This is a genomic window from Paenibacillus sp. CMAA1364, from assembly GCF_054373195.1.
Window position 1 is genome coordinate 49,843 of sequence record NZ_JBITNB010000004.1, and the last position, 24,050, is coordinate 73,892.

At 42.6% G+C, this 24,050-nt stretch carries 16 protein-coding genes; 4 read left to right on the forward strand and 12 right to left on the reverse strand.

Features of this window, described 5'->3' with window-relative positions; all coding sequences use genetic code 11:
* Positions 1–304: 304 nt before the first annotated feature.
* Both uvrA and uvrB read right to left on the reverse strand, forming a co-directional pair.
* Positions 305–3,166: an excinuclease ABC subunit UvrA gene (gene uvrA / locus ACH8E3_RS04790; RefSeq protein WP_458631473.1), complete on the reverse strand. Its 2,862-nt coding sequence runs from the start codon at positions 3,164–3,166 to the stop codon at positions 305–307.
* A 37-nt stretch (positions 3,167–3,203) separates the two neighbouring features.
* Positions 3,204–5,195, reverse strand: coding sequence for an excinuclease ABC subunit UvrB (gene uvrB / locus ACH8E3_RS04795; RefSeq protein WP_458631474.1), 1,992 nt, complete (start codon positions 5,193–5,195; stop codon positions 3,204–3,206).
* A gap of 166 nt (positions 5,196–5,361) precedes the next feature.
* Here uvrB and ACH8E3_RS04800 point away from each other — a divergent pair, with 166 nt between their 5' ends.
* The 3 genes from ACH8E3_RS04800 (at position 5,362) to ACH8E3_RS04810 (ending at position 8,282) form a co-directional block, all read left to right on the forward strand.
* Positions 5,362–6,147: a flagellar motor protein gene (locus ACH8E3_RS04800; RefSeq protein ID WP_458631475.1), complete on the forward strand. Its 786-nt coding sequence runs from the start codon at positions 5,362–5,364 to the stop codon at positions 6,145–6,147.
* Positions 6,144–6,992 (forward strand): flagellar motor protein MotB, encoded by an 849-nt coding sequence (locus ACH8E3_RS04805; protein WP_458631476.1) that lies wholly within the window; start codon positions 6,144–6,146, stop codon positions 6,990–6,992. Before ACH8E3_RS04800 ends, ACH8E3_RS04805 begins: the two co-directional genes overlap by 4 nt.
* A 618-nt stretch (positions 6,993–7,610) precedes the next feature.
* On the forward strand, positions 7,611–8,282 hold the full coding sequence (locus ACH8E3_RS04810) for a DUF559 domain-containing protein (RefSeq protein ID WP_458631477.1): 672 nt from the start codon (positions 7,611–7,613) through the stop codon (positions 8,280–8,282).
* Between the two features lie 482 nt (positions 8,283–8,764).
* Here the strand turns inward: ACH8E3_RS04810 and ACH8E3_RS04815 are convergent, their stop codons facing one another.
* The 5 genes from ACH8E3_RS04815 to ftsE form a co-directional block, all read right to left on the reverse strand.
* Complete coding sequence (locus ACH8E3_RS04815) at positions 8,765–9,457, reverse strand: PDZ domain-containing protein (RefSeq protein WP_458631478.1); 693 nt, start codon at positions 9,455–9,457, stop codon at positions 8,765–8,767.
* 904 nt (positions 9,458–10,361) lie between these two features.
* Complete coding sequence (locus ACH8E3_RS04820; protein WP_458631479.1) at positions 10,362–11,834, reverse strand: S41 family peptidase; 1,473 nt, start codon at positions 11,832–11,834, stop codon at positions 10,362–10,364.
* Positions 11,835–11,952: 118 nt separating this feature from the next.
* Complete coding sequence (locus ACH8E3_RS04825; RefSeq protein ID WP_458631480.1) at positions 11,953–13,233, reverse strand: murein hydrolase activator EnvC family protein; 1,281 nt, start codon at positions 13,231–13,233, stop codon at positions 11,953–11,955.
* Between the two features lie 85 nt (positions 13,234–13,318).
* Positions 13,319–14,233, reverse strand: coding sequence for a permease-like cell division protein FtsX (gene ftsX, locus ACH8E3_RS04830; protein ID WP_458631481.1), 915 nt, complete (start codon positions 14,231–14,233; stop codon positions 13,319–13,321).
* Positions 14,223–14,909: a cell division ATP-binding protein FtsE gene (ftsE, locus tag ACH8E3_RS04835; RefSeq protein ID WP_458631482.1), complete on the reverse strand. Its 687-nt coding sequence runs from the start codon at positions 14,907–14,909 to the stop codon at positions 14,223–14,225. Before ftsE ends, ftsX begins: the two co-directional genes overlap by 11 nt.
* A 203-nt stretch (positions 14,910–15,112) precedes the next feature.
* On the opposite strand from ftsE, the gene ACH8E3_RS04840 reads away from it, so the two are divergent.
* Complete coding sequence (locus ACH8E3_RS04840; RefSeq protein ID WP_458631483.1) at positions 15,113–16,561, forward strand: VanW family protein; 1,449 nt, start codon at positions 15,113–15,115, stop codon at positions 16,559–16,561.
* Between the two features lie 254 nt (positions 16,562–16,815).
* On the opposite strand, the gene argH is transcribed toward ACH8E3_RS04840, so the two are convergent.
* From argH to argB, 5 genes are all read right to left on the reverse strand, one after another.
* The gene (argH, locus tag ACH8E3_RS04845; protein ID WP_458631484.1) at positions 16,816–18,222 is read right to left on the reverse strand and encodes an argininosuccinate lyase; all 1,407 of its coding nucleotides are present in this window, start codon (positions 18,220–18,222) and stop codon (positions 16,816–16,818) included.
* A gap of 95 nt (positions 18,223–18,317) precedes the next feature.
* A complete protein-coding gene (locus ACH8E3_RS04850) occupies positions 18,318–19,559 on the reverse strand; it encodes an argininosuccinate synthase (RefSeq protein WP_458631485.1) in 1,242 nt (413 codons plus the stop codon).
* Between the two features lie 93 nt (positions 19,560–19,652).
* On the reverse strand, positions 19,653–20,609 hold the full coding sequence (gene argF / locus ACH8E3_RS04855) for an ornithine carbamoyltransferase (protein ID WP_458631486.1): 957 nt from the start codon (positions 20,607–20,609) through the stop codon (positions 19,653–19,655).
* 714 nt (positions 20,610–21,323) lie between these two features.
* Positions 21,324–22,535 carry an acetylornithine transaminase gene (locus tag ACH8E3_RS04860; RefSeq protein WP_458631487.1) on the reverse strand — a complete coding sequence of 404 codons (1,212 nt, stop codon included), beginning with the start codon at positions 22,533–22,535 and terminating at the stop codon, positions 21,324–21,326.
* A 41-nt stretch (positions 22,536–22,576) separates the two neighbouring features.
* Positions 22,577–23,383 (reverse strand): acetylglutamate kinase, encoded by an 807-nt coding sequence (gene argB, locus ACH8E3_RS04865; RefSeq protein WP_458631488.1) that lies wholly within the window; start codon positions 23,381–23,383, stop codon positions 22,577–22,579.
* Positions 23,384–24,050 lie beyond the last annotated feature (667 nt).

Below are 24,050 nucleotides of genomic sequence, written 5' to 3' on the forward strand. Positions count from 1 at the left end.
TGCGCCACTATTAACTGTTGTTTGTGCAACTAATTCTGCCTTTCCCACCATTTAGCTAAAATTAACTGCACTTTATGCAACTATTCGGCTGGGGTGCGGATGTGGTGTATTCTGGGGTGCGGGTGTGATGTATTCTGGGGGACGGGTGTGGTATATTCTGGTGTGCTCTGCTTGTGGAGAACGGCGAGTTCTTCACCTGCCCTTCTAGCTCTATCACGCCAATCATCCCAACACACAACAAAGACCAGCTACTAGAGCTGGTCCATGGAATCCGTCTATTACCTAACTAATCAAATACTTCAGACTAACTTTGTACTAATAATTCCTTACTGCGCTCGGTATCCCGTTCAAGGACAGGCTTCAAATATTGGCCGGTGTATGACTTCTCCACCTTCACAATTTGTTCTGGTGTCCCTGTTGTTAAGATCGTACCTCCACCACTACCGCCTTCTGGACCAAGATCTATGACATAATCTGCTGTCTTGATCACATCTAGATTATGTTCAATGACAAGAACAGTCTCTCCTGAATCGACTAAGCGATGGAGAACAGTCAGCAATCGCCCAATATCGTCTACGTGCAGTCCAGTTGTCGGCTCGTCTAGAATGTACATCGTCTTGCCCGTACTACGTCGGTATAGTTCAGAGGCTAACTTCACGCGTTGCGCTTCACCACCAGACAGTGTTGTTGCAGGCTGTCCCATATGCACATACCCAAGTCCTACATCAAGTAAGGTCTGCAATTTACGATGAATACGAGGAACGTTCTTGAAGAATTCAGTCGCATCTTCAATCGTCATCTCTAACACTTCTGCAATATTTCTGTTCTTATATTTCACTTCTAACGTTTCACGATTATAGCGTTTGCCTTTGCATATTTCACAAGGGACGTAGATATCAGGTAAGAAATGCATCTCAATCTTAATGATGCCGTCTCCACGACAAGCTTCACAGCGGCCACCTTTTACGTTAAAGCTAAATCGTCCCTTTTTATAACCTCGAATCTTCGCTTCATTCGTCTGTGCATAAATGTCACGGATGTCATCGAATACACCAGTGTACGTTGCTGGGTTAGATCGTGGCGTTCTACCAATAGGTGATTGATCAATATCAATGACTTTATCCAAATGCTCTAATCCATTGATCTCTTTATGCTTACCTGGACGCACCTTCATCGCACCGTTCAACTCACGAGCTAATTTTTTATATAGAATCTCATTAATAAGTGTAGATTTACCCGATCCCGATACACCCGTTACTGCGGTGAATACACCCAATGGAATTTTCACATTAACATTCTTAAGGTTATTCTCTTTGGCACCCTTAATCTCGATCCAACGATCATTTGGCTTCCTACGCTTCGTATTCACAGGAATGAACTTACGACCGCTCAGATACTGCCCTGTTAATGAGTTGGGATTATTCATAACTTCTTGCGGCGTTCCTTGGGCAATGACTTGACCTCCATGAATACCTGCTCCAGGTCCAATATCTATGATATAGTCCGCAGCCATCATCGTATCTTCATCATGCTCAACGACAATAAGTGTATTCCCTAGATCACGCATATGTCCAAGTGTAGCAATTAATCGATCATTATCCCGTTGATGTAGACCAATGCTTGGCTCGTCCAGAATATAGAGAACACCCATTAAGCTTGATCCAATCTGTGTGGCCAGTCGAATACGTTGTGCTTCACCGCCCGATAGCGTTCCCGCTGCACGACTTAATGATAAATAATCCAGTCCTACATTGATCAAGAAGCCTAGTCTACTATTAATCTCCTTCAAGATCATATTCGCTATGGCTGTTTCCTTTTCGCTCAACACCAGGCTATGAAACAGGTTCATCGCATCACCTATCGAAAGACTAGTGACATCAGCAATATTGTGATTGTCTACCGTCACAGCTAAGACTTCCTTCTTCAGTCGATGCCCCTTACATACCTCACAAGGCTTTGCACTCATGAATCCTTCAATAAATTCGCGGATACCATCTGAAGCTGTCTCACGATAACGACGTTCTAGATTAGGGATAACTCCTTCAAAAACGACCAGCGCTTCTTTACGTTGACCGAAATCATTCTCGTATTTGAAACGAATTTTCTCTCCACCTGTTCCGTGAAGTAACTTATTCATTTGATCTGATGTTAACTCACTAACTGGAACATTCTGTGCAATCTCGAAATGTTCACATACCGATTTCAGAAACTGTGGGTAATAGTTCGATGTGCTTCCCGTCCAAGCTAGAAATGCGCCATCCTCAATCGACTTGCTCATGTCAGGAAGAAGCAGTTCTTGATCGACGATCATCTTCACACCCAGTCCATCACATGATGTACATGCGCCAAAGGGACTGTTGAACGAGAACATACGTGGTGATAATTCATCCATACTGAATCCACATATTGGACATGCGAAGTTAGAACTGAATCTCAGTTCTTCCTGTTCCATCACATCAACCAATAGCTGACCATCAGAAATCTTCAGTGCGGTCTCAATCGAATCTGCCAATCGTGACTCTATATCCTCTTTGATCACTATGCGATCCACAACGACTTCGATTGTATGTTTCTTATTCTTCTCCAGTTCAATATCTTCGGATAGTTCACGAAGTTCACCATCTACTCGAACACGTACGAATCCTTGTTTACTAATATCGGAGAAGATGGTCTTGTGCTCACCTTTTCGTCCAGATATGACAGGTGCAAGTAACTGTATCTTTGTCTTCTCTGGATATTGCATAATACGGTCAACCATCTGTTCTACCGTTTGAGATGTAATCTCCACACCATGTGTTGGGCAATGCGGATGACCTACACGCGCGAATAGTAATCTCAAATAGTCATAGATCTCCGTAACCGTCCCAACGGTTGAACGTGGATTTCGACTGGTTGTCTTTTGATCAATGGAAATGGCTGGTGACAACCCTTCAATGGAATCGACATCAGGCTTCTCCATCTGACCTAAGAATTGACGAGCATATGCGGAGAGGGACTCGACATACCGTCGTTGACCCTCGGCATATATCGTATCGAACGCAAGCGAAGATTTACCCGAACCACTAAGACCGGTTAATACAACAAAACGATCTCGCGGAATGGTGATATCTATATTTTTCAGATTATGTGCTCTCGCACCTTTAATAATGATATTATCAATTGCCATGGAATTTCCTCATCCCCTTCATGTCTAGCATTATCGTTTAATCTGCTCTTAATTCTAACAATGCATCACGAAGCTCGGCGGCTCTTTCGAATTGCAAGTTCTTCGCCGCTTCCTTCATCTCTTGTTCTAGGCGTTGTATGACCGTCTGACGGTCTTTCTTCGTAATCTTAGACAGATCCCCTGTCAAATAGTCTGACTTCGATTCAGCCACTTTCGTAGCTTCTATAATATCACGTACTTTCTTGCGAATCGTCTGAGGGGTAATCCCATGCTCTTCATTATAAGCGATCTGAATCGTGCGTCGACGGGAGGTTTCTTCGATCGCTTTGTTCATGGAATCCGTTATTTTATCAGCGTACATAATGACATACCCTTCCGAGTTACGAGCAGCCCGCCCACTCGTCTGAATCAAGGAACGCTCAGAGCGTAGGAACCCTTCCTTATCTGCATCTAGAATAGCGACTAGGGATACTTCTGGAAGGTCAAGCCCTTCTCGTAATAAGTTAATACCTATTAATACATGGAATACACCCAGACGCAGATCGCGAAGAATAGCCAGGCGCTCTAACGTCTTGATATCCGAATGCAAATATCTTACTTTGATCCCAATCTCCTTCAAATAGTCCGTCAGATCCTCTGACATCTTCTTCGTAAGGGTTGTTACAAGCACTCTTTCATCACGTTCAATTCTCAGATGAATCTCTTCAATTAGGTTATCAATCTGCCCTTTGGTTGGTCGAACCTCAATAATGGGATCCAACAGACCCGTTGGGCGAATAACCTGCTGCACCATCGTACTACAACGCTCCAACTCAAGGGGCCCTGGCGTGGCCGATACATACACAATCTGATTCACCTTCTCTTCGAATTCTTCGAACCTCAAAGGTCGATTATCTAGTGCCGAAGGAAGCCTAAATCCATGATCTACCAACATCGTCTTCCGCGCTCTATCCCCATTATACATCCCTCGAATCTGTGGTAACGTCACGTGGGATTCATCGACAACGACTAACATATCTTTGGGGAAATAATCCATTAGTGTATAAGGCGTAGCTCCAGGTTCACGGAACGTTAACGGTCCTGAATAGTTCTCAATCCCCGAACAGAATCCGACCTCATTCATCATCTCAATATCATATCTGGTACGTTGCTCCAACCGTTGAGCTTCCAATAACTTCCCTTGCTCTTTCAGCACGACCAGTCGTTCTTCCAGTTCTCGCTCTATATTAACCAATGCCAACTTCATGGTCTCTTCCTTAGTAACGAAGTGAGATGCTGGGAAGATAGCAATATGCTCACGAGTACCTACCACTTCACCCGTTAATACATCAATCTCTGTAATCTTCTCAATCTCATCGCCGAACATTTCAACACGAATGGCATGCTCTCCGTTGGAAGCAGGAAATATCTCTACCACATCGCCACGCACTCGAAATGTTCCACGCACAAAATTCAGATCATTACGCTGGTATTGAATATCTACAAGCCGACTCAGAATGTCGTTACGCGACTTCTCCATCCCTACTCGTAATGAGAGTAGTAAATCAGAATACTCCTGTGGAGATCCCAGACCATAGATACAAGAAACACTCGCTACAATAATGACATCACGTCGTTCAAACAATGAACTCGTAGCAGAGTGACGTAACTTATCAATCTCTTCATTCACACTTGAGTCTTTTTCAATATAAGTATCTGTAGATGGGATATAGGCTTCTGGTTGAAAGTAATCGTAATAACTCACGAAATAATCGACGGAATTGTGCGGAAAGAATTCTTTGAACTCTGCGGATAGTTGTGCTGCCAGTGTCTTATTGTGCGCAATGACCAGTGTCGGTCGATTCACAGCATTGATCACTTGAGCAATCGTAAATGTCTTACCTGTACCTGTTGCACCAAGCAGTGTCTGCTCTCTTGCACCACTATTAATCCCTTCTACTAATTGCTTAATTGCGGTTGGTTGATCACCTTGTGGGGTATATTCAGATATAAGCTCAAACGGCTTGTTACTGATTACAATATCGCTCATTGCTCTAAACCACCCTTATCATCTAAAATAGTAAAGTATATGTCGAGAATTCCCGATAAATAGATTATCAGAGATTATTGTAATAAGAATATTTGTTCCCATTTATTATACTCGGATCAGATAAGCTATGCAAACCCTAACTATAAGATCGGAGTGGTACGTACTCATGGATATCATTACAATATTAGGTGTTCTAGCCGGCCTTCTTGCACTCATTGGAGGCTTTCTATGGGAAGGTGGCCAATTAACAGGTCTATTCCATCTCACTGCTGCTGTGATTGTATTTGGCGGCACGTTTGCTGCCGTTGTGATTAGTTTCCCGTCAAGCAAGCTCAAGTTAATTCCTGCTGCTATTCGCTATGCTTTTGTAAGAACAGACACGGATATGGAGCAAATGGTAGAAGACTTAGTTGATCTAGCAACCATATCTCGACGAAACGGTGTACTTGCACTAGAGTTGAAATCACAAGATCATCCCAATTCATTCCTTCGCGAAGGAATACAGATGGTTGTGGACGGTAATGACTCTGCACTCGTTCAACAAATTCTAGAAATCGAAATGGATCGTGTTGAATTGAAGCATCAAAGCTTCGCCAAAATATTCGAATCCGCTGGTGGCTATGCGCCGACTATGGGGATTGTAGGAACCGTCATGGGTCTAATCCATGTGCTAAGCAATCTGTCAGATCCAACACAATTGGGCCCTTCGATTGCGATCGCCTTTATTGCTACATTGTACGGAGTTGCTAGTGCTAATCTTATATTTTTACCCATTGCTTCCAAGATTAAATCGCTAAGCGCGGATGAGATTCATAATATGGAACTTCTACTTCAAGGCATTCTCGCTATCCGTGACGGGGATCATCCCCAAATTGTTCGCAAAAAGATCAGTTCCCTTGAACCCGAGGATTACTTCCGTTCACCTACCTTTCCAAAGGGGGGATTTGAATGAGGCAACTTCGTAGACGAACAACGTTCCGGCAAAATAATGCCGAACATAGTAGTCGTGATCGTTGGCTCATTACATACGCCGATTTAATTACATTATTACTGATATTTTTCATTATGATGTATGCGATGAGTTCTCTCGATGAGAGCAAGTATGAAGGCGTTACGCAATCCCTTCATCTTTCTTTTCAATCAGGTGATTCCATTCTAGAACAAGGTTCGGGATTAACAGGTAGCGCTGATCAATATAAACATAAGAATCCAGACTCTACAACAACAGAAGGACAAGCTACGCAAGGTGCTACGGATGGAACAACAACGGAGCCATCTGTAGAGCAAGGAACTCAACCCTTGTCTGAACGTGAGTTAGCTTTTATCGCACAGGAACAAGAACTAAAAGGCTTAATGTCGATTATATCCAATTACGTCTCTGATAATAATCTTCAGGATCAGATTTTCGTGGCAGATAAGCCCCAAGGGATCTCCATTACCCTGAGCGACCAGTTCGTATTCGATACAGGTAAAGCAGATCTCAAAACAGCATCAACCCCAGCGTTATCTAAGCTTGGTAGTCTTTTTCGAAATATAGATACGATTGTTAGCATTGAAGGACACACCGACAACTTCCCTATTAAATATGCATCACAATATCAAGATAATTGGGAACTCTCTGGCGCACGTAGCTTGTCTATCCTCAGATTCTTCCTTGAAAAAGAGAAGTTACCTGCCAATGGATTTCAATATGCAGGTTATGCCGACACCCGTCCAATTGCGGATAATGCAACGCAGCTGGGCCGTCAGAGTAATCGACGCGTGGAGTTGATCGTTCTGCGTCAGTTGCAGGAGTAAATAAGGGATGTTGGGGCAGCCACAGTGTGGCTGTCTTTTTATTGGACTTATTCACAAGGGTTGGCATTGCTATGGGAAGATGAATGTGTAGGTGAGGAGTTGTATCCTTGTATGTGCAGTCGTTAGATAAATGTTAGTCGCAGCCAGTTGTTACATATGCTGTTCCGGCTCTACTTTAGTTGCATAGATGTCATCTAAACACACCATATTTACCAGTCATCTAACTTTAGTTGCAATAACAACATCTAATTTACTCTAAACCAACACTTTTCATCATCACTCTGCTTTTAACTGTTGTTTGAGCAACTAATTGTCCCCTTCTGATTATTTCACCCAAATTAACTACACTTTATGCAACTATTCGGATAGCTATGAGTAAACGAAGTATGCGAGAATATGTGGGGTAAGTCGTACCCACTTAACTAAGTATTCCAGTTACACACTTATATAAATGCTCTAGATTATTTGGAAATATATTGATATAATCAGCCTATCTATTATTTTAGTGACGAAGTACGTCCTACCATCAAATCTGATGAGTGGGGCTTTTTTGCGTGCGCAAAGGAGTGTGTGGAATACAAGTTCCAGCTTATCCATTAAACTAAGGAGTTGCATTAGATGAGTAATTTCGAGGAAAAACATCAAACATTTGTTCAACAACATTTAAGTCTACGTACAGGAGAGAGAAAAGGCCGTCTTGAACGTGGTCACAGTCATGGAGAAATCCTATTTCTTAAAAATGTTTGGTGGCCTCTCTATGGTAACTTTGATGGATTACATCCTGAATTTGAGGTGGCGGATTGGCGTGGACGTTCATATTTCGGTGATTTCGCCTTCTTGAAAGGTCATTTAAAGTTCATAATTGAAATTAAAGGGTACGGTCCCCATGTACGTGATATGAATCGTCAAAAGTACTGCGATGAGCTGAATCGCGAACTTTTTCTTCAATCTACCGGTTACCGGGTTATTTCGTTCGCATATGATGATGTCTCTGAGCGCCCAGAAGTGTGTAGAGACTTAATTCAAATGTTATTAAACCGTTATTTGGTACTTGAGCAACCTACTAACCTTGCTACCATATCCGAGAATGAAGTCATACGCTTGGCGCTATCCCAGACTCAACCACTTAGCCCCAAAAGAGTTGCCCAACATTTCAGCATTAGCTATCGAACAGCTATCCGACTGCTTCAATCTCTATGTGCCAAAGGTTGGCTCCATCCGATTCCGTCAGGCAGCGGGATGAGAATTCATCGTTATGAACTGCAACGTAATACTTGGGATTTCATATAACCAACTTTAGTTGCATAATAGATCACTAAATCCACCACATTTACATTTAATCTAACATTAGTTGCTCAAATAACATTTAATTACTCCTTAGAACCCCGTATTCATTATTTCGCTAATTTTAAATGTCTTCTGAGCAACTATTTCACTTTATCCTTCTCTTTGCACTTGATTAGATACACAAAATGCAGCTATTCTGCCATAGTACACCTAGGTTGGGTTGGGTTGGGTTGGGTTGGGGGTCTGATTTCCACGACATAGCTTGCGTGGTGTAACTTTTGGTCTTATATATGCTTGTTTTATCCTTTTTTCTATAGGTATATTACAACTAACATCAAAGACAAGAAGAAGAACCCACATCTACTTGGGTCCCCTTTGTGCATATGATCGATACTATCAACATCACCATCATCATCAATATTAACCAAGCATACTAATTAGCCTATAGATCCGATCATTTCTGTTCGCATATCTCATTCTTCTACTCAACGATCCCACGGGTATTTAATCACGACATCATCATCTTCGTCATCATCCATCTTCGTATCTGATGTCGCTGCCACCTCAGCTACAGCTAGAGCTGCTGCTGGGGATGAAGCTTCTAATTCAAGGCTATCTCGACGTACTCTCGAACGTGTCAGCGTATTTAGCTTCATACCGATAATTTGATAGATGCTTGCAAATCTCCAACTGGCTACATGGGTAATAGATTGTTCGGGAGACAAGATAACACCTAATTGGTGATGGTCTCCTGCATACATCGGACGTTGCAGATATTTACTCTCACCGGACAAGTTCTGCACTTCTAATTTACAAAAGGCTGCATTCATGCGCAGAGAGCTATGAAGTTGTTCCACGCTATGCACCATGACACCATTCACCCTGAGTAGCGTTTCACCTGGAATAATACCTAGCTCCTGAGCAGGGCTATTAGGCACAATCGCAAGCACTCGTAATCCTTGCGAAGGGTGAACGAACAGAGAATTGCGTTGTTGTTCCTCGAATGCACTGACCCATTCTAAGCCTCTATGAAGTAAGATACTAGCAAGTGCAGCCACAATCATCAAGGGACTCCACCAGAGTGCGAGGCTTCCAGTGATAATAAGAATGACACTGAACCATAAAAGTCTTGTAAAAGTACGCTTTGCCTTTTGTTGAGGTAACACACTTTGTGTCATCTCGCTAAATCCTATAATGACTGGTAATGCTAATATACTGAATCCGTTCATCCAACCGTCCCCACCTAATATGGGGGTCCATGGTAAGATACTGCCCGCAGTATGAATAGGAATCAATAACATTAATGGCAACGGCCAGAAGGCCTGCATTTGATATCCGCCCACCAACTTACCTCGTTTGCTCTCTAATAACAACGGCATAGCAAGTGAAGCGCTTTGATTCTTGATTAGAAAAGCTTCAACAATATGAAGAAGCCCTACCAACATGACTAAAGCTGGTATATCCAACCCTCTCACAGCTTGCGTTGCCGTTCCTAGATAAGAATCAGGTTGCCAATTTGGGAAGAAGCCCATAATAAATTGTACGACTCCTAACACACCTATAGCGTATGCCAAACACAAATATCGAATACCTAACAGTAACAACCCTAGTGTTACAACCCAAATGCAAATGATAGCTTCTGCAGTTAATGATATACCTAACAAAGCCATCACAATCGATATACATATTCCAGCAACCACACCACTCACTAATGTTCGCCAAGCTTGTAGTGTCCAACTATGTAATCGCACATGGAATAATTTACGTTCCATAAGCATTTGTTGCCGATAGAACAATAGTATAAACACGATTGAAATATAATAAAAAGGTTGAGTAAACAGTTGTACTAGCCCATCCGTCAAATTCCACAACAATTCTAATGCCACATCCAAAGCCTAGTCACTCTCCTTCACAATCCTACAGAAACATTACATCCTACATTGCGACTGTTGTCATTCCAACTCCAATTGAAGATAATCGCATTTTAAAACCTTCACATTTCAAATCAAGCGAAGTTCTTACTGTATCAATAAGGCCTTTTCGTACCTACATAAGAAAAAAAGAAGGCTACGTGCAGCCTTCTTACTTGTTCGACGCCATTGCCTTTATTTCCTTCTGTAACTCTGCAATACCCTGTTTCAATTGTGCATCATTCACAGGATCTTGGATATGCTTGATCAGCATCAATTCTAGTGCGCCAGCTGTCTTGGCATCGATCACGCCATCGGCCTTTAACTTTTGACTCGTCTGGAAGCTCTTCACAGCTTTTTGAGTACCTTGATCGAAGTATCCATCTGTACGACCTGTTGTTAATCCCAGTCCGTTCAACATGATCTGTGCACTCTTCACATCTTCACTATTCATGTTGTACTTCAGCGTTTTCTCTTTGTTAATGGGTGCAACAGAGAAGTAAGCAGGTTGGGATGCGGCAATATCTGGTTTAATTCCTTTCTCATGAATCCAAGTGCCGTTCGGTGTAAGCCATTTGGCAATCGTAATCTTGAGCAAGCTACCATCACCCAATTGCTTATCGAAGCTTGTTTGTACAGTTCCTTTACCAAAGGAGTTGTCACCCACTAATATGACACCAGCGGATTGTTGAAGCGCACCTGCTAAGATCTCCGACGCACTTGCACTTCCCTTGTTCATTAATAGTGTGACCGGGTAGGATTTGCTTGAACCTTTAGAAAAGCTCTTCTCACGCTTTCCGTTCTTGTTCTCCACTTGAACTATCATTTCACCTTTAGGTACGAATTGTTGTGATATATCGATAACGACCGAAAGTACACCACCGGGATTATTACGAACATCAATCACAAGTCCCTTCATGCCTTTTTGCTCCAGATTAGCTAATTCCTTCTTAAATCGTTCAGCTGTATTTAATGAGAATTGTGAAATCTCAATTACACCAATTCCGTTATCTATCATCCGAGCATGAACCGTTTCTAAAGCAACATCATCGCGGACAATAGCATATTCAATGGGATCGGATACACCTTCACGTTTCACTTTTATTGTAGCTGTTGATCCTTTTACGCCTCTAATCTTACTGACAGCGACATTCAACTCAAGGCCTGCTATGGATTCACCATTCACAGATAACAGAATATCTTTTGCTCGAATACCCGCCTTCTCTGCAGGTGCTCCTTTGATGGGAGACACTACAGTTACATTTCCGTTAACCAATGAGACTTCCGCACCTATTCCACTGAAAGAACCTTCAATAGACTCTTCGAATTGTTGCGCTGTTTCTTGGCCCATATACGTAGAATAAGGATCTGATAATGCTTGCATCATCCCATTAATCGCACCATCTACCAACATACTACGATCAACATCCTTATAATAATTACCTTCAATGAGATCAAGAGCTGCCCCAATCTTACGATTCTCTGAGGACTTCAGACCTCCACTTGTAATGCTAGCAAGAAGACCTTCACCACTTGCAGCCTGTCCAGCAAAACTGCTACCTGAATTACTAAGGAAAATCGTCAATAAACTACCACTTATCAGACCGATTACCATCATAAGTATCGCCGTGCGTTTCTTTAACAAAGTTGAGTTCACCGCCTTCTTCATATCAGTCCAATTCTATTCATGGTCTCATTATACTTGAATTAGTATATGTCTGAAAGGGCAGGATTATTTATAACAGATTATCATCATTTCCAATTTAGAGATACGGCATTGGATCTACAACGCTTCCGTTCAGACGCACTTCAAAGTGTAGATGGGGTCCAGTACTAAGCCCTGTGTTGCCAGATTCGGCAATCTTCTGTCCACGACTGACCCGATCTCCCACATTCACAGAGATGCCTCCTTTGCGAAGATGTGCATATAACGTCCACATGCCGCCACCGTGATCTACAATTACAGCGTAGCCATATCCACTATACCATTCAGCGAGTATAATCGTTCCTGATTCTGCAGATCGAACTGTCGTCCCCTGTGGCACTGCAAAGTCTACGCCATTATGCATCTTACCAATAGCTCCTGTTACAGGATGCGTTCTTTTACCGAACCCAGAAGACAGCCTTGCACCAGATACTGGCGTTGCCAAAACACCTGCCCCTCCAGAAAAGGATGAGTTTGAAGAAGATGATGATGAAGATGTTTGTTTCTTCTTTCTCTCTGCTTCACGCTTAGCTGCAGCCGCTTTAGCGGCTTTGGCTCTAGCTTCTTCCTCAGCTACCAACTTATTCTTAGTTTGTAACAATGATGAACGTTCGCTTGCAAGAGCTACGAGCTTATATTCCTGTTCTACCGTCAGCTCACCTGATTCTTGAATTTCTTTATCATATTGTGCGATAAGAACTTTCTTCTCGGCTTCTTTTTCGCTTAGTATACTTTTCTGTGACTCCATTTCCGAATAGAGACTTTCTGCCTTGGCATACTGTAATTCTAGCTCCTGTTGCTTCTCAACAACAATCTCCTTATCCTTCTTATGCTCAACTAATAAATTCTGATCTTGGTCCACAATCATCTTCAATGAATCTGCCCGTGCTAGGAAATCACTAAAGCTAGTTGAAGACATCAATACTTCTAGATAAGAAACGTTACCATCTGTATACATTAAGCGAATACGTGATTCCAACATTACTTCACGCGATGCGATTCGTTCCTCCGCAGCATCGATCTCGGTTGCAGCTATCATTAAATTTTCCTTCGTTGCTACGATTTGATCAGAAATATCATTTAAACGATTCGTAACCGTTCCAATTTGGTTAATGAGAGAATGTAAATATTCCGTTGTCTTTTCCTTATAATGTTCAGCTTCTTCCTTCTGGAACGACGCTTTAGCTTGAGACTTTCGAAGTTCCTGTGCGCGATTCTGTAACACTTTTAGTTCCTTCTCAATATCATTTACCGTTTTCTTCTTCGCATACGTATCGCCAGGTTGAAATATCATGGTTGCTGCCAAAATAATAACCAATATAAGATTTATCTTTTTCAATTCAGGTTCGCCATCCTTTTAGCTAAATTCTATAATGCTCATATATTCTACGATAGCCGATAGGCCTGTCCGTTAGCTTACAATATTACACTTTTAGGAATTTACGAATGGATACTGTACTTCCCCATATGCCGATTAACATTCCAATCATAAGCATTAGAATACTAATCAACAACCATATCTCAGATAATGGAATCAATATAATGCCAAGTGAAATGTCCGACCTTACGGCTTGTTCCAACTGACTATAACTCACGAACAGCATACCTACTGTAGCGATGGAACCTATAGCACCAATCAGGGCACCTTCTATGAAAAAAGGCCAGCGAATGAAATTGTTCGTCGCACCTACCAACTTCATAATACCAATCTCGCGACGACGAGCTAGAATGGTCACTCTAATCGTATTGGATATTAAGAACATCGACATCAATGCAAGAACACCAACAAATATAAATCCTATATTACGAACAGCTCGGGTAATCTTGAATAGTTTCTCGACCGCACCTTCACCATATTTCACTTTCATAATTGGTTTCTCAGGATGTTTATTATTCAATGCTTGGATCTGATCAACCACTCCAACTATCGTTGTTGCTTCAGCGACCTCTACCACCAACGTATCGGGCAATGGGTTGTTATCCACATCAAATCCTGATAGAAGTTCCTTACCTTCTTCCCCTAAACGTTCTGCAAATTCTTTTAGCCCTTGTTCTTTTGATATAAAAGAAACTTTGCTGACCTCCGGGATGAGACCAATCTCCGTGTGGATGTTCTCGCGCATCTTCTGATCCACATCAAGATTCAAATAGGCACTAATCTGGACCTTACTATCTACATCATCGGCCAGCTGGTTCACATTGAGTACTAATAAGATAAACACACCCAACACGAAAAGAGATACTACGATAGAAGTAATTGAGGCAATGGACATCCATCCATTACGGAATACGCTTTTGCATCCTTCTCGCAGATGGCGCAAGGAGGTGTTAAAATTCATATCCATATTCCCCTCTCGCTTGGTCTCTGACGATGTTGCCCTGTTCAATAGCAATAACACGCTTACGCATGCCATTGACGATATCTTTGTTATGCGTAGCCATCACAATGGTTGTTCCTCGGAAGTTAATCTCATCGAGAAGTTGCATAATCCCCCATGATGTCTCGGGATCAAGATTCCCTGTCGGCTCGTCCGCAATAATCACCGATGGATTGTTAACAATTGCTCTAGCTATAGCAACACGCTGTTGTTCTCCACCCGAGAGTTGATCTGGTTCACGTCCAGCTTTATTCTTCAATCCAACCATGTCCAGCACTTCCATAACACGCTTCTTGATGACCTTCTTCGGCATTTCTATAGCTTCCATGGCAAATGCAACATTCTCATAGGCTGTCATGCGTGGTAGCAATCTGAAATCTTGAAAAATAACGCCAATATTTCGACGCACATAAGGAATCTTGCGTTGTTTCAATTTCTCTAGATTGAATCCATTTACGGAAATCTGTCCTTTGGTTGGAACTTCTTCTCTATAAATAAGCTTCATAAATGTCGATTTACCTGCCCCTGAAGGACCCACAACATATACAAACTCGTTACGATCAATCTTTACAGACACACCACGTAGAGCATGCGATCCATTCTTATATGTCTTCCATACATCCTGCATTTCAATCACAATATCACTTCCCAATTCACAAATTCAGCTTAATATTATTTCGACAACATGTATCTATTTCCTTTAAAAACCACTAAGAATCCTCACTATAGTATATTGTAACAAAATTGTTACCCTTTGAGTACCCGAAATTATCTCATTTATTGGACATATAGTATATAAGTGCGTAAATCCATTCTTAGAGGAGAGTAGGTCGATACCACTTGAGAAATAATCATATCTTTTCAAAGATTATATTCATGATCTTCATCTTAGGGACTACCCTAATCGGATGTCTATATCTATATTCACAACAGGATACATTGCCAAAAGGAACTACGGTATCGGGTTGGGATGTGGGAGGCTTGTCTTCTCACGTTGCACTGCAAGAGGTTGATAATAAAATGAATCAATTAAAAAAGTTACCCATCAACTACACCTTAAATCATCCTTCTAAATTCGTGATACATGCGAAATCCACACTCGGTGAGTCTGGGGTTGATTATGATGCAGACGACTTTCGTAACGCAGTAATACAATTACGAGAAGGAAATATGTTTCAGCGTGCTTATTATCGATGGAATTTCAACAGGAGTTATGTCATTACACCGCACTGGACTTCCTATGCAATGCAGCACACGTATAGTGAAGCATGGGAGAATGACCAATTCGGAGTGCCCATTAACGCCATTCGTTCAATTAATGCACGTGACCAAGTTGTCTATACAGCCGGAATTACTTCTTATCGATTGGACTGGGATGCCATAGCAAATCGTATGATTTCTATCATTCCAAAAGATTTTACCCCATTGGAAGATGATGTAACAGCTCCTTTCTTATACGAATTACCCTTAGTCATATCACATCCTAAGATCAGCATGGATGATTTGAAAAAGGAAGGGATTGATCGTAAATTCATTGAGTTCTCCACCGTATTAGGATCCAGTGGGGAAGGAAGAGTGTACAATGTTAATTCAGCAGCCCAAGCAACAAATGGCATTCTATTGCGTCCAGGTGAAACATTTGATTTCGGGAAGGTCATTGCTTTTGCGGAGAAACAATATGGATTTCGGGAAGCACCTGTCATTATAAATGGTAGACTCGTTCCTGGTGTGGGCGGGGGGATATGTCAAGTATCTAGCACACTGTATAATGCAGCAATTCGAACAGGATTAGACATCGTCGAGAGAAGAAGTCACTCTTTGCCAGTAAGTTATTTACCTAAAGGCCAAGACGCCACCTTTGCTACAGGCTCCATAAACTTTCGATTCAAGAACAATACTGGCAAGCATTTACTCATTCTAGCTGCTGTCCATCAAAGGACACTTACAATTAAGTTCTTCGGCACATTTCCTACAAATATTCATTATGATATTGAGTCTATTATTGTGGAGACCCTCACACCAGCTAATAAATACGTCAATAATGCCACATTACCATTAGGGACTCAAGAAGTGCTACAGCAAGGAAACATTGGCTATGTCGTTGATACGTACCAGATTAAAAAGGTGGATGGCGTCATAAAAGACAGGAAACGAATCTCACGGGATACATACCAGCCTCAGAAGCGCATCATTGGCATTCATCCTGAGGAAAAGTTGAACATGGATCCACCGATTGTTCCGAAAGAGAAGCCCATTATTGAGGATGGTGTGAGTGGTCCGAATTTTTGAAGATATGTTGAATCCATATTAGATTAAAGATTAGTGGAAACGAGTTATGACAGCACGAATAAGGCGAGTTCCTATCTGATCATTCAAATTATCGGCTCTCCTTTCCATTTCCAATGCTATCGGAGGCACGCAAATTCAATGTATCCAAATAAAAACAAAGGCAATATTACGCTCTGTTTCGAACGAAATATCACCTTTGTTTTTCTTTGAAGCGTATAATCAACTAATTATTTTACGGTAGCTTAAAGGTCATACTATTCGTCATGTTGTAGAACCCATAGTTTGTCCGATTCTAGCTTGACTTCACTGCGTTCAATTGCCGCTGCCACTTGTACTGTTGCTGTCCCGCCGTATACGTTACGTGCATTCACAACCGCCTCAGGTTGTAACACATCGTATATACGTTCATCGAATAAGGATGAGAACTCCTGGAACTCGGCAAGCGTTAAATCGAGCAAGTATTTATCGTTCTGAATACAGTACAACACGGTCTTACCAATCACTTCATGCGCTTGTCGGAAAGGTAATCCTTTGCCTACTAAGAAATCTGCAATATCCGTTGCGTTGGAGAAATCTTTATTCACGGCTTCACGCATACGACCTTTATTCACTTTCATCGTTGCGATCATCGGAGCGAATAATTGTAGCGCTCCCTCCAGTGTGGCAACCGTGTCGAACATGCCTTCCTTGTCTTCCTGCATGTCCTTGTTATATGCCAATGGTAGTGACTTCAATACCGTAAGAAGCCCCATCAGATTCCCATAGACGCGCCCTGTCTTACCGCGGACTAATTCAGGAACGTCTGGATTTTTCTTCTGTGGCATAATGCTACTACCTGTACAGAAGGCATCATCCAACTCAACGAAACTAAATTCTGTACTACTCCACAATACAAGTTCCTCACTAAGGCGGGATAGATGTGTCATGATCAACGAAGCATTAGCTAGAAATTCAACGATAAAATCTCGATCACTTACGGCATCTAGACTATTCTCATACACCCCATCGAATCCAAGCTGCTCTGCTACGAAATGACGATCAATTGGGAACGTCGTACCCGCAAGTGCTCCTGCCCCAAGTGGCAGAATGTTAATGCGCTTGTAACTGTCCATTAGACGTTCAGCATCACGTCCAAACATCGATACATACGCCATTAAATGATGTGCGAACAGAATAGGCTGTGCTCTTTGCAAGTGTGTATATCCTGGAACAATCGTATCTAGATTCTCCTTAGCTTGAGTAATAAGCGCTGCCTGCACCTCTTGTAGCATTCCCGTTAGAGCGACCACTCGCTTGCGTAAATACAAATGCATGTCCGTAGCAACTTGATCGTTGCGACTGCGTCCTGTATGTAACTTACCGCCCACTGGGCCAACTTCTTCTAGTAAATGCTTCTCGATATTCATGTGAATATCCTCATCTGAGACAGAGAATGTCACTTCACCGGCACGTATCTTCGTTAATACCTTCTTCAATCCTTCACGGATGGTCTGTGCATCTTCCTCGGGCACGATACCACATTTGGCAAGCATCGTTACGTGTGCCAAACTACCTTGAATATCTTCTTCTGCTAGTACCTGATCGAAGTCTATTGAGGCTGTGTACTCCTCTACTAAATGGTTGGTCTGCTTCGTGAAGCGCCCTCCCCATAATTTACTCATATCCCATTCTCCCTTCTATTGACAACGAAAGCCGCTCCTTCTCCTACACGGACAAGGAACGGCCACTTGCTGCCTTCAAGCTAAATGTAGATCATTTATTTATTATGTTTGCTCTGTTCAACGCCCATGGCTACTTTCAGACGCAAAGCATTCAGATTAATGAACCCCGTCGCATCACCTTGGTCATATGCTTGGGATGGATCTGCTTCCATCGTAGCAATATCCGGATTGTATAGGCTGACGGGACTCTTCACACCCGCTCCGATAATATTTCCTTTGTACAATTTAACACGTACCGTACCGGTCACATTATTCTGGCTCTCTTGGACAAGAGCTTGCAGGGCTAGGCGTTCTGGTGCGAACCAAAAGCCATTATATACAAGTGTACTGTAACGAGTGATCAAGCTGTCACGTAGGTTCATAACTTCACGATCCATCGTGATGGACTCCATTTTGCGATGGGCAGTGAATAGAATGGTCCCACCTGGCGTCTCATACACACCACGGCTTTTCATTCCAACGAAACGATTCTCCACCATGTCCACACGTCCGATACCATGCTTACCACCTAGCTCGTTCAGTTGTTCCATCACTTGCAATGGCGTAAGCTTGTTCCCGTTAAGTGCTACGCAGTTCCCCTGCTCGAATTCAAGTTCCAAGTATTCTGACTCATCCGGTGCATCTTCTGGAGATACACTAAGTAAGAACATATCCTTGTTCTCCGGTGCGCTTGGGTCGAACCAAGGATCTTCAAGTACTCCACTCTCATAACTAATATGTAGTAAGTTACGATCCATGGAGTAGGACTTCGCAGCCGAAGCGGTCACTTGGATATCATGTTTCTGTGCATAAGCGATCATCTCCGCACGTCCCGGGAAATCATTACGGAATTCTTCAAGACGCCAAGGCGCGATAACCTTGATATCAGGTGCTAGTGCCGCAACACCAAGTTCGAATCGAACCTGATCATTCCCTTTACCTGTAGCGCCATGAGCAATCATTGTTGCCCCTTCCGCACGAGCAATATCAACCATACGCTTCGCGATTAATGGACGAGCAATACTCGTTCCCAGCAAATATTGACCTTCATACAATGCACCCGACTGGAACATCGGATAGATGAAGTCATTAGCGAATTCATCGCGTAAGTCATCAATATAGACTTTGGAAGCTCCTGTTGCCAACGCCTTTTCTTCAAGACCATCTAACTCTTCCTTTTGTCCAACGTCAGCTGTGAAAGCAATAATCTCTGCATCATATGTTTCCTTAAGCCACTTCAGAATGATGGATGTATCCAATCCTCCAGAATAGGCGAGTACGATCTTTTGTTTAGCCATGCACGATAACTTCCTTCCTTATATATAAATAAATATCTATAGATGAACCTTAACCTCTGTTTACTTCTATCCACATATCATACTATGAATCAACTAACCCATCAATGCGGCCATCAATGCCTTCTGTGCATGAAGACGATTCTCTGCTTGATCAAAAACAACGGAATTGCTGCCATCAATCACACCTTCACTCACTTCTTCACCACGATGCGCAGGTAGACAGTGCATGAATAGGTAATCACTCTTCGCACCTTGAACTAATTGCTCATTCACTTGATAGTCTTTAAATGCAGCTTCACGCAATTTCTGTTCCTCTTCAAAGCCCATGCTTGCCCATACATCTGTATAGATCACATCCGCATCTTGAACTGCTTCTTGCGGACTACGAGTTACTACAATCTGTGCCCCTGTCTCACGAGCGATCTCAAGACATTGCTGTACCACAGATGCATCTGGTTCATATCCTTCAGGCGTTGCAATAGATACATGAACACCTAGCTTGGCGCCACCAATCATCAGAGAGTGCGCCATATTGTTACCATCACCGATATAAGCGAGCTTCAACCCTTGTAGCTTCCCTTTATGCTCATAGATCGTCTGATAGTCTGCGAGAACCTGACATGGATGGGCAAGATCACTCAGTCCATTAATAACGGGTACCGTAGCATAACGAGCTAGATCAACGACATTCTCATGTCCAAACGTACGGATCATCATCCCATCTAGATAACGAGATAACACTTGTGCCGTATCGCTAATGATCTCCCCACGTCCTAGCTGAATATCATTCTTACTCAAGAAAAGTGCATGCGCACCCAATTGAAAAGCACCCACTTCAAAAGAAACACGTGTACGAGTCGATGATTTCTCAAAAATAAGTCCGATCGTCTTACCTTTTAGCGGCTGATACACTTCACCATTCTTGTGTTTTCCTTTAATCTCAATCGCAAAGTCGATTAAATATTGTATCTCCTGCGTCGTATAGTCATCTAATTCGAGGAGATCGCGACCTTTTAAATCCACCTTGGGTTGTTGTTCATTCTGTGTCATACGTCTAGCCTCCATTCATAATGATGATTATTTAAGTTGTGATTGTCTTGGCCAATAGTTGCATAACTACCGCAGTTACTGTCAGAGCCATCGCCAATAGTTGCATAACCTGCACTTAAAACTAACTAATCTGGGTCGTATAGACTTTTAGTTGCAAAAAGTACATCTAGTTTGTCGTAAACACCCTTTTTACCTCGTTACCCAACTTTTAAGTGCACTCTAAGCAACTATTCCGCACTAACCACACATATCGCTCTAATTAGATGCATGATTTGCAACTAAATATCGGCGAAGTGGCGTAAATCTGCTAGAGATGGCGCGGAGCGCTGGAGCACTGGGACACTGGGAAAGATAGTACAGGAGCACCCGTTAACCGGCGCATACTTTCCACCGTTCACCGCCAATAGTTGCATAACTTGCAGTTAAAACTAACTATTTGAGATGGCATAGACTTTTAGTTGCAAAAAGTACATCTAGTTTGTCGTAAACACCCTTTTTACCTCGTTACCCAACTTTTAAGTGCACTCTAAGCAACTATTCCGCACTAACCACACATATCGCTCTAATTAGATGCATGATTTGCAACTAATTATCGGCAGGATGGCGAAGGGAACGCGGGACGGCGCTCAACTTAAACTTCTACATGGTAGCTCAGGACCGCTGGGAGTTCGCGTAGGACAGCTAGAACGGAACTCATTCCATCCCCACCTAAAACTAAACTGTCTTAACCTTCGTATGTTCCTCTATGATATCCGCCACAATGGCTACCGCTTGATCGATCTCCTGCTCCGTCACACAAAGGTTCGGTAGCAAGCGGATCACGTTCGGCCCCGCATTTACGAATAATAGTCCACGTTGTTGACCTTCTTGCACTAGACTAGCGACTGGCTCCACACACTCAATGCCAACTAGTAGTCCTAGTCCACGGATTTCTTTGACAAATGGATGATTGCTAAGTTTCTCATTCAATTTACCGAATAGATACGTACTCATCTTCGCTGCACGCTCAGGAATGTTATCTTCTATCATCGTCTCCACTGTTGCAATAATAGCTGCTGTCGCGAGTGGTGTCCCACCAAATGTCGTCGCATGACTACCTGGCGTAAATGCTTCACGCAAATACTCTTTACCTAGCATAGCACCGGCTGGGAACCCACTTGCAATTCCTTTGGCAACGGTGAAAATATCTGGTTCAACGCCATAATGTTCGTGCGCGAACCATTTGCCTGTACGTCCCATACCCGTCTGAATCTCATCTATAATGAAAAGGAGTCCTTCTTCTTTACATAAAGCCGCTACTGCCTTTACGAACTCCGGTTGCGCTACGATCACTCCGCCTTCAGCAAGAACCATCTCTAACATGATTGCTGCTGTGTTCTCTGTAATTGCTGCCTTTAGCGCGTCTAAATCATATAATGGTACCGTCTTAAATCCAGCTGGAAGAGGTAGAAAGCCTTCCTTCACCTTATCCTGACCCGTTGCAGTCAGCGTAGCTAATGTTCGACCATGAAAGGACTGATTAAATGTAATGACTTCATAGCGTTCCGTTCCTTTTACTTTTTGGTGATAACGACGAGCTAGCTTGATCGCCGCTTCATTTGCCTCTGCCCCACTATTGCAAAAGAATACCGCATCCGCACATGAGACAGATGTTAGAAGGGATGCCGCCTTCTCCTGATTCGGAATCTGAAATAGGTTGGATACATGCCATAACTCATCGAGTTGATTTTTGAGCTTTTCTTTTACCTTTTCAGGAGCATGGCCTAAGTTCGTTACCGCCAATCCAGACATGAAATCTAAATATTTATTACCTTTATCATCCCATAACCAACTTCCTTGGCCTTTGACCAAGCTAATGGGATAACGGGCATAGGTGGGAAACAATGAACTTGTCGCTGAATTGTTCTGATCTGCTAACTTCGCCATAATATATTATCACTCCAATCGATTGATCTATTGATATTGCGTTATCCTCGTGCAATACGAGTGCCTAGTGTCTCACCTTGCATGACTCGACTCAGCACCTTCGGTTCACTGCCATCTACAATGATGACTTCTTGAACATTCCCATGAATACAGCCCATTGCTGCACGTACTTTGGGGATCATTCCACCGTATATTTCACCCGACTCAATCATCTCGTGGATCTGCTGAACAGTAACGGAAGCTAACACTTCCTTCTGTCCGTTCACAGTCTGCATAATACCAGGAACATCCGTTACAACAATCATCCGATCTACACCCAAATGTGATGCGACTGCACCTGCTGCTGTATCTGCATTAATGTTGTACCGTTGCCCTGTCTTATCTATACCAATGGGTGCAATGACTGGGATGTAACCTAATTCCTGCACGCCTTGAATAAGCGTAGCTTCAACATACGTAACCTCGCCAACCCAACCAACCTCTTTACTATTGGATACGGCCTTCGCTTGAATCAGAGAACCGTCCACACCCGATAAGCCCCATGCCCGACCTTCAACATTCTGAATTCGTCGCACAATTTGCTTATTAATACTGCCCGACAGTACCATCTCCACAACATCAAGGACTTCCTCCGTCGTCTTACGCAAGCCATTCACGAATTCACTCTCAATGCCGAGCTTCGCTAGATTATCTGAAATAGCAGGACCGCCACCATGCACAATGATCGGTTGTACGCCACTCTCCTGCAATTCTCTTAAATCATGAAAAAAGGAATCCGGTAACGCTGCAAGCGTACTCCCGCCACATTTCATCACAAAGCTGACTTTACCTTCACCGCTTATCGCCATAAGTGATATCCTCCTTTCCGTTCGTGGTAATTACTATACTTACAATAGTATCTGCGCCATCACCAATAGTTGCTTAAATCGCACTTAAATCCGCTACCACTCCACTAATCTAATCTTTAGTTGCAAAACATGCATCTAAATTACTCGAAGTTCCTCAATCGTGCGATTAGGGCTATTTTAACTGTACTTTGTGCAACTATTTCTCAATTTCCTTGCGTTCTTGCTACATTAGATGCAGATTATGCAACTAAACCAGGCACACCTGCTGTCATCAGCCCGATTATTGTGTGCGATCCGCGCCATCACCAATAGTGGGCTAAAGTGCACTTAAATTCGCTCCAACTCCACCAATCTAATCTTTAGTTGCAAAACGTACATCTAAATTACTCAAAGTTCCTCATTCGTGCGATTAGGGCTATTTTAACTGTACTTTGTGCAACTATTTCTCATTTTCCTTGCGTTCCTGTTACATTAGATGCAGATTCTGCAACTAAACCAGGCACACCTGCTGTCATCAGCTATTTTGTTGTGCCACGATCAGCGCCAACACCAATAGTGTCCTAAAGTGCACTTAAATTCGCTCCAACTCCACTAATCTAATCTTTAGTTGCAAAACATGCATCTAAATTACTCAAAGTTCTTCATTCGTGCGATTAGGGCTATTTTA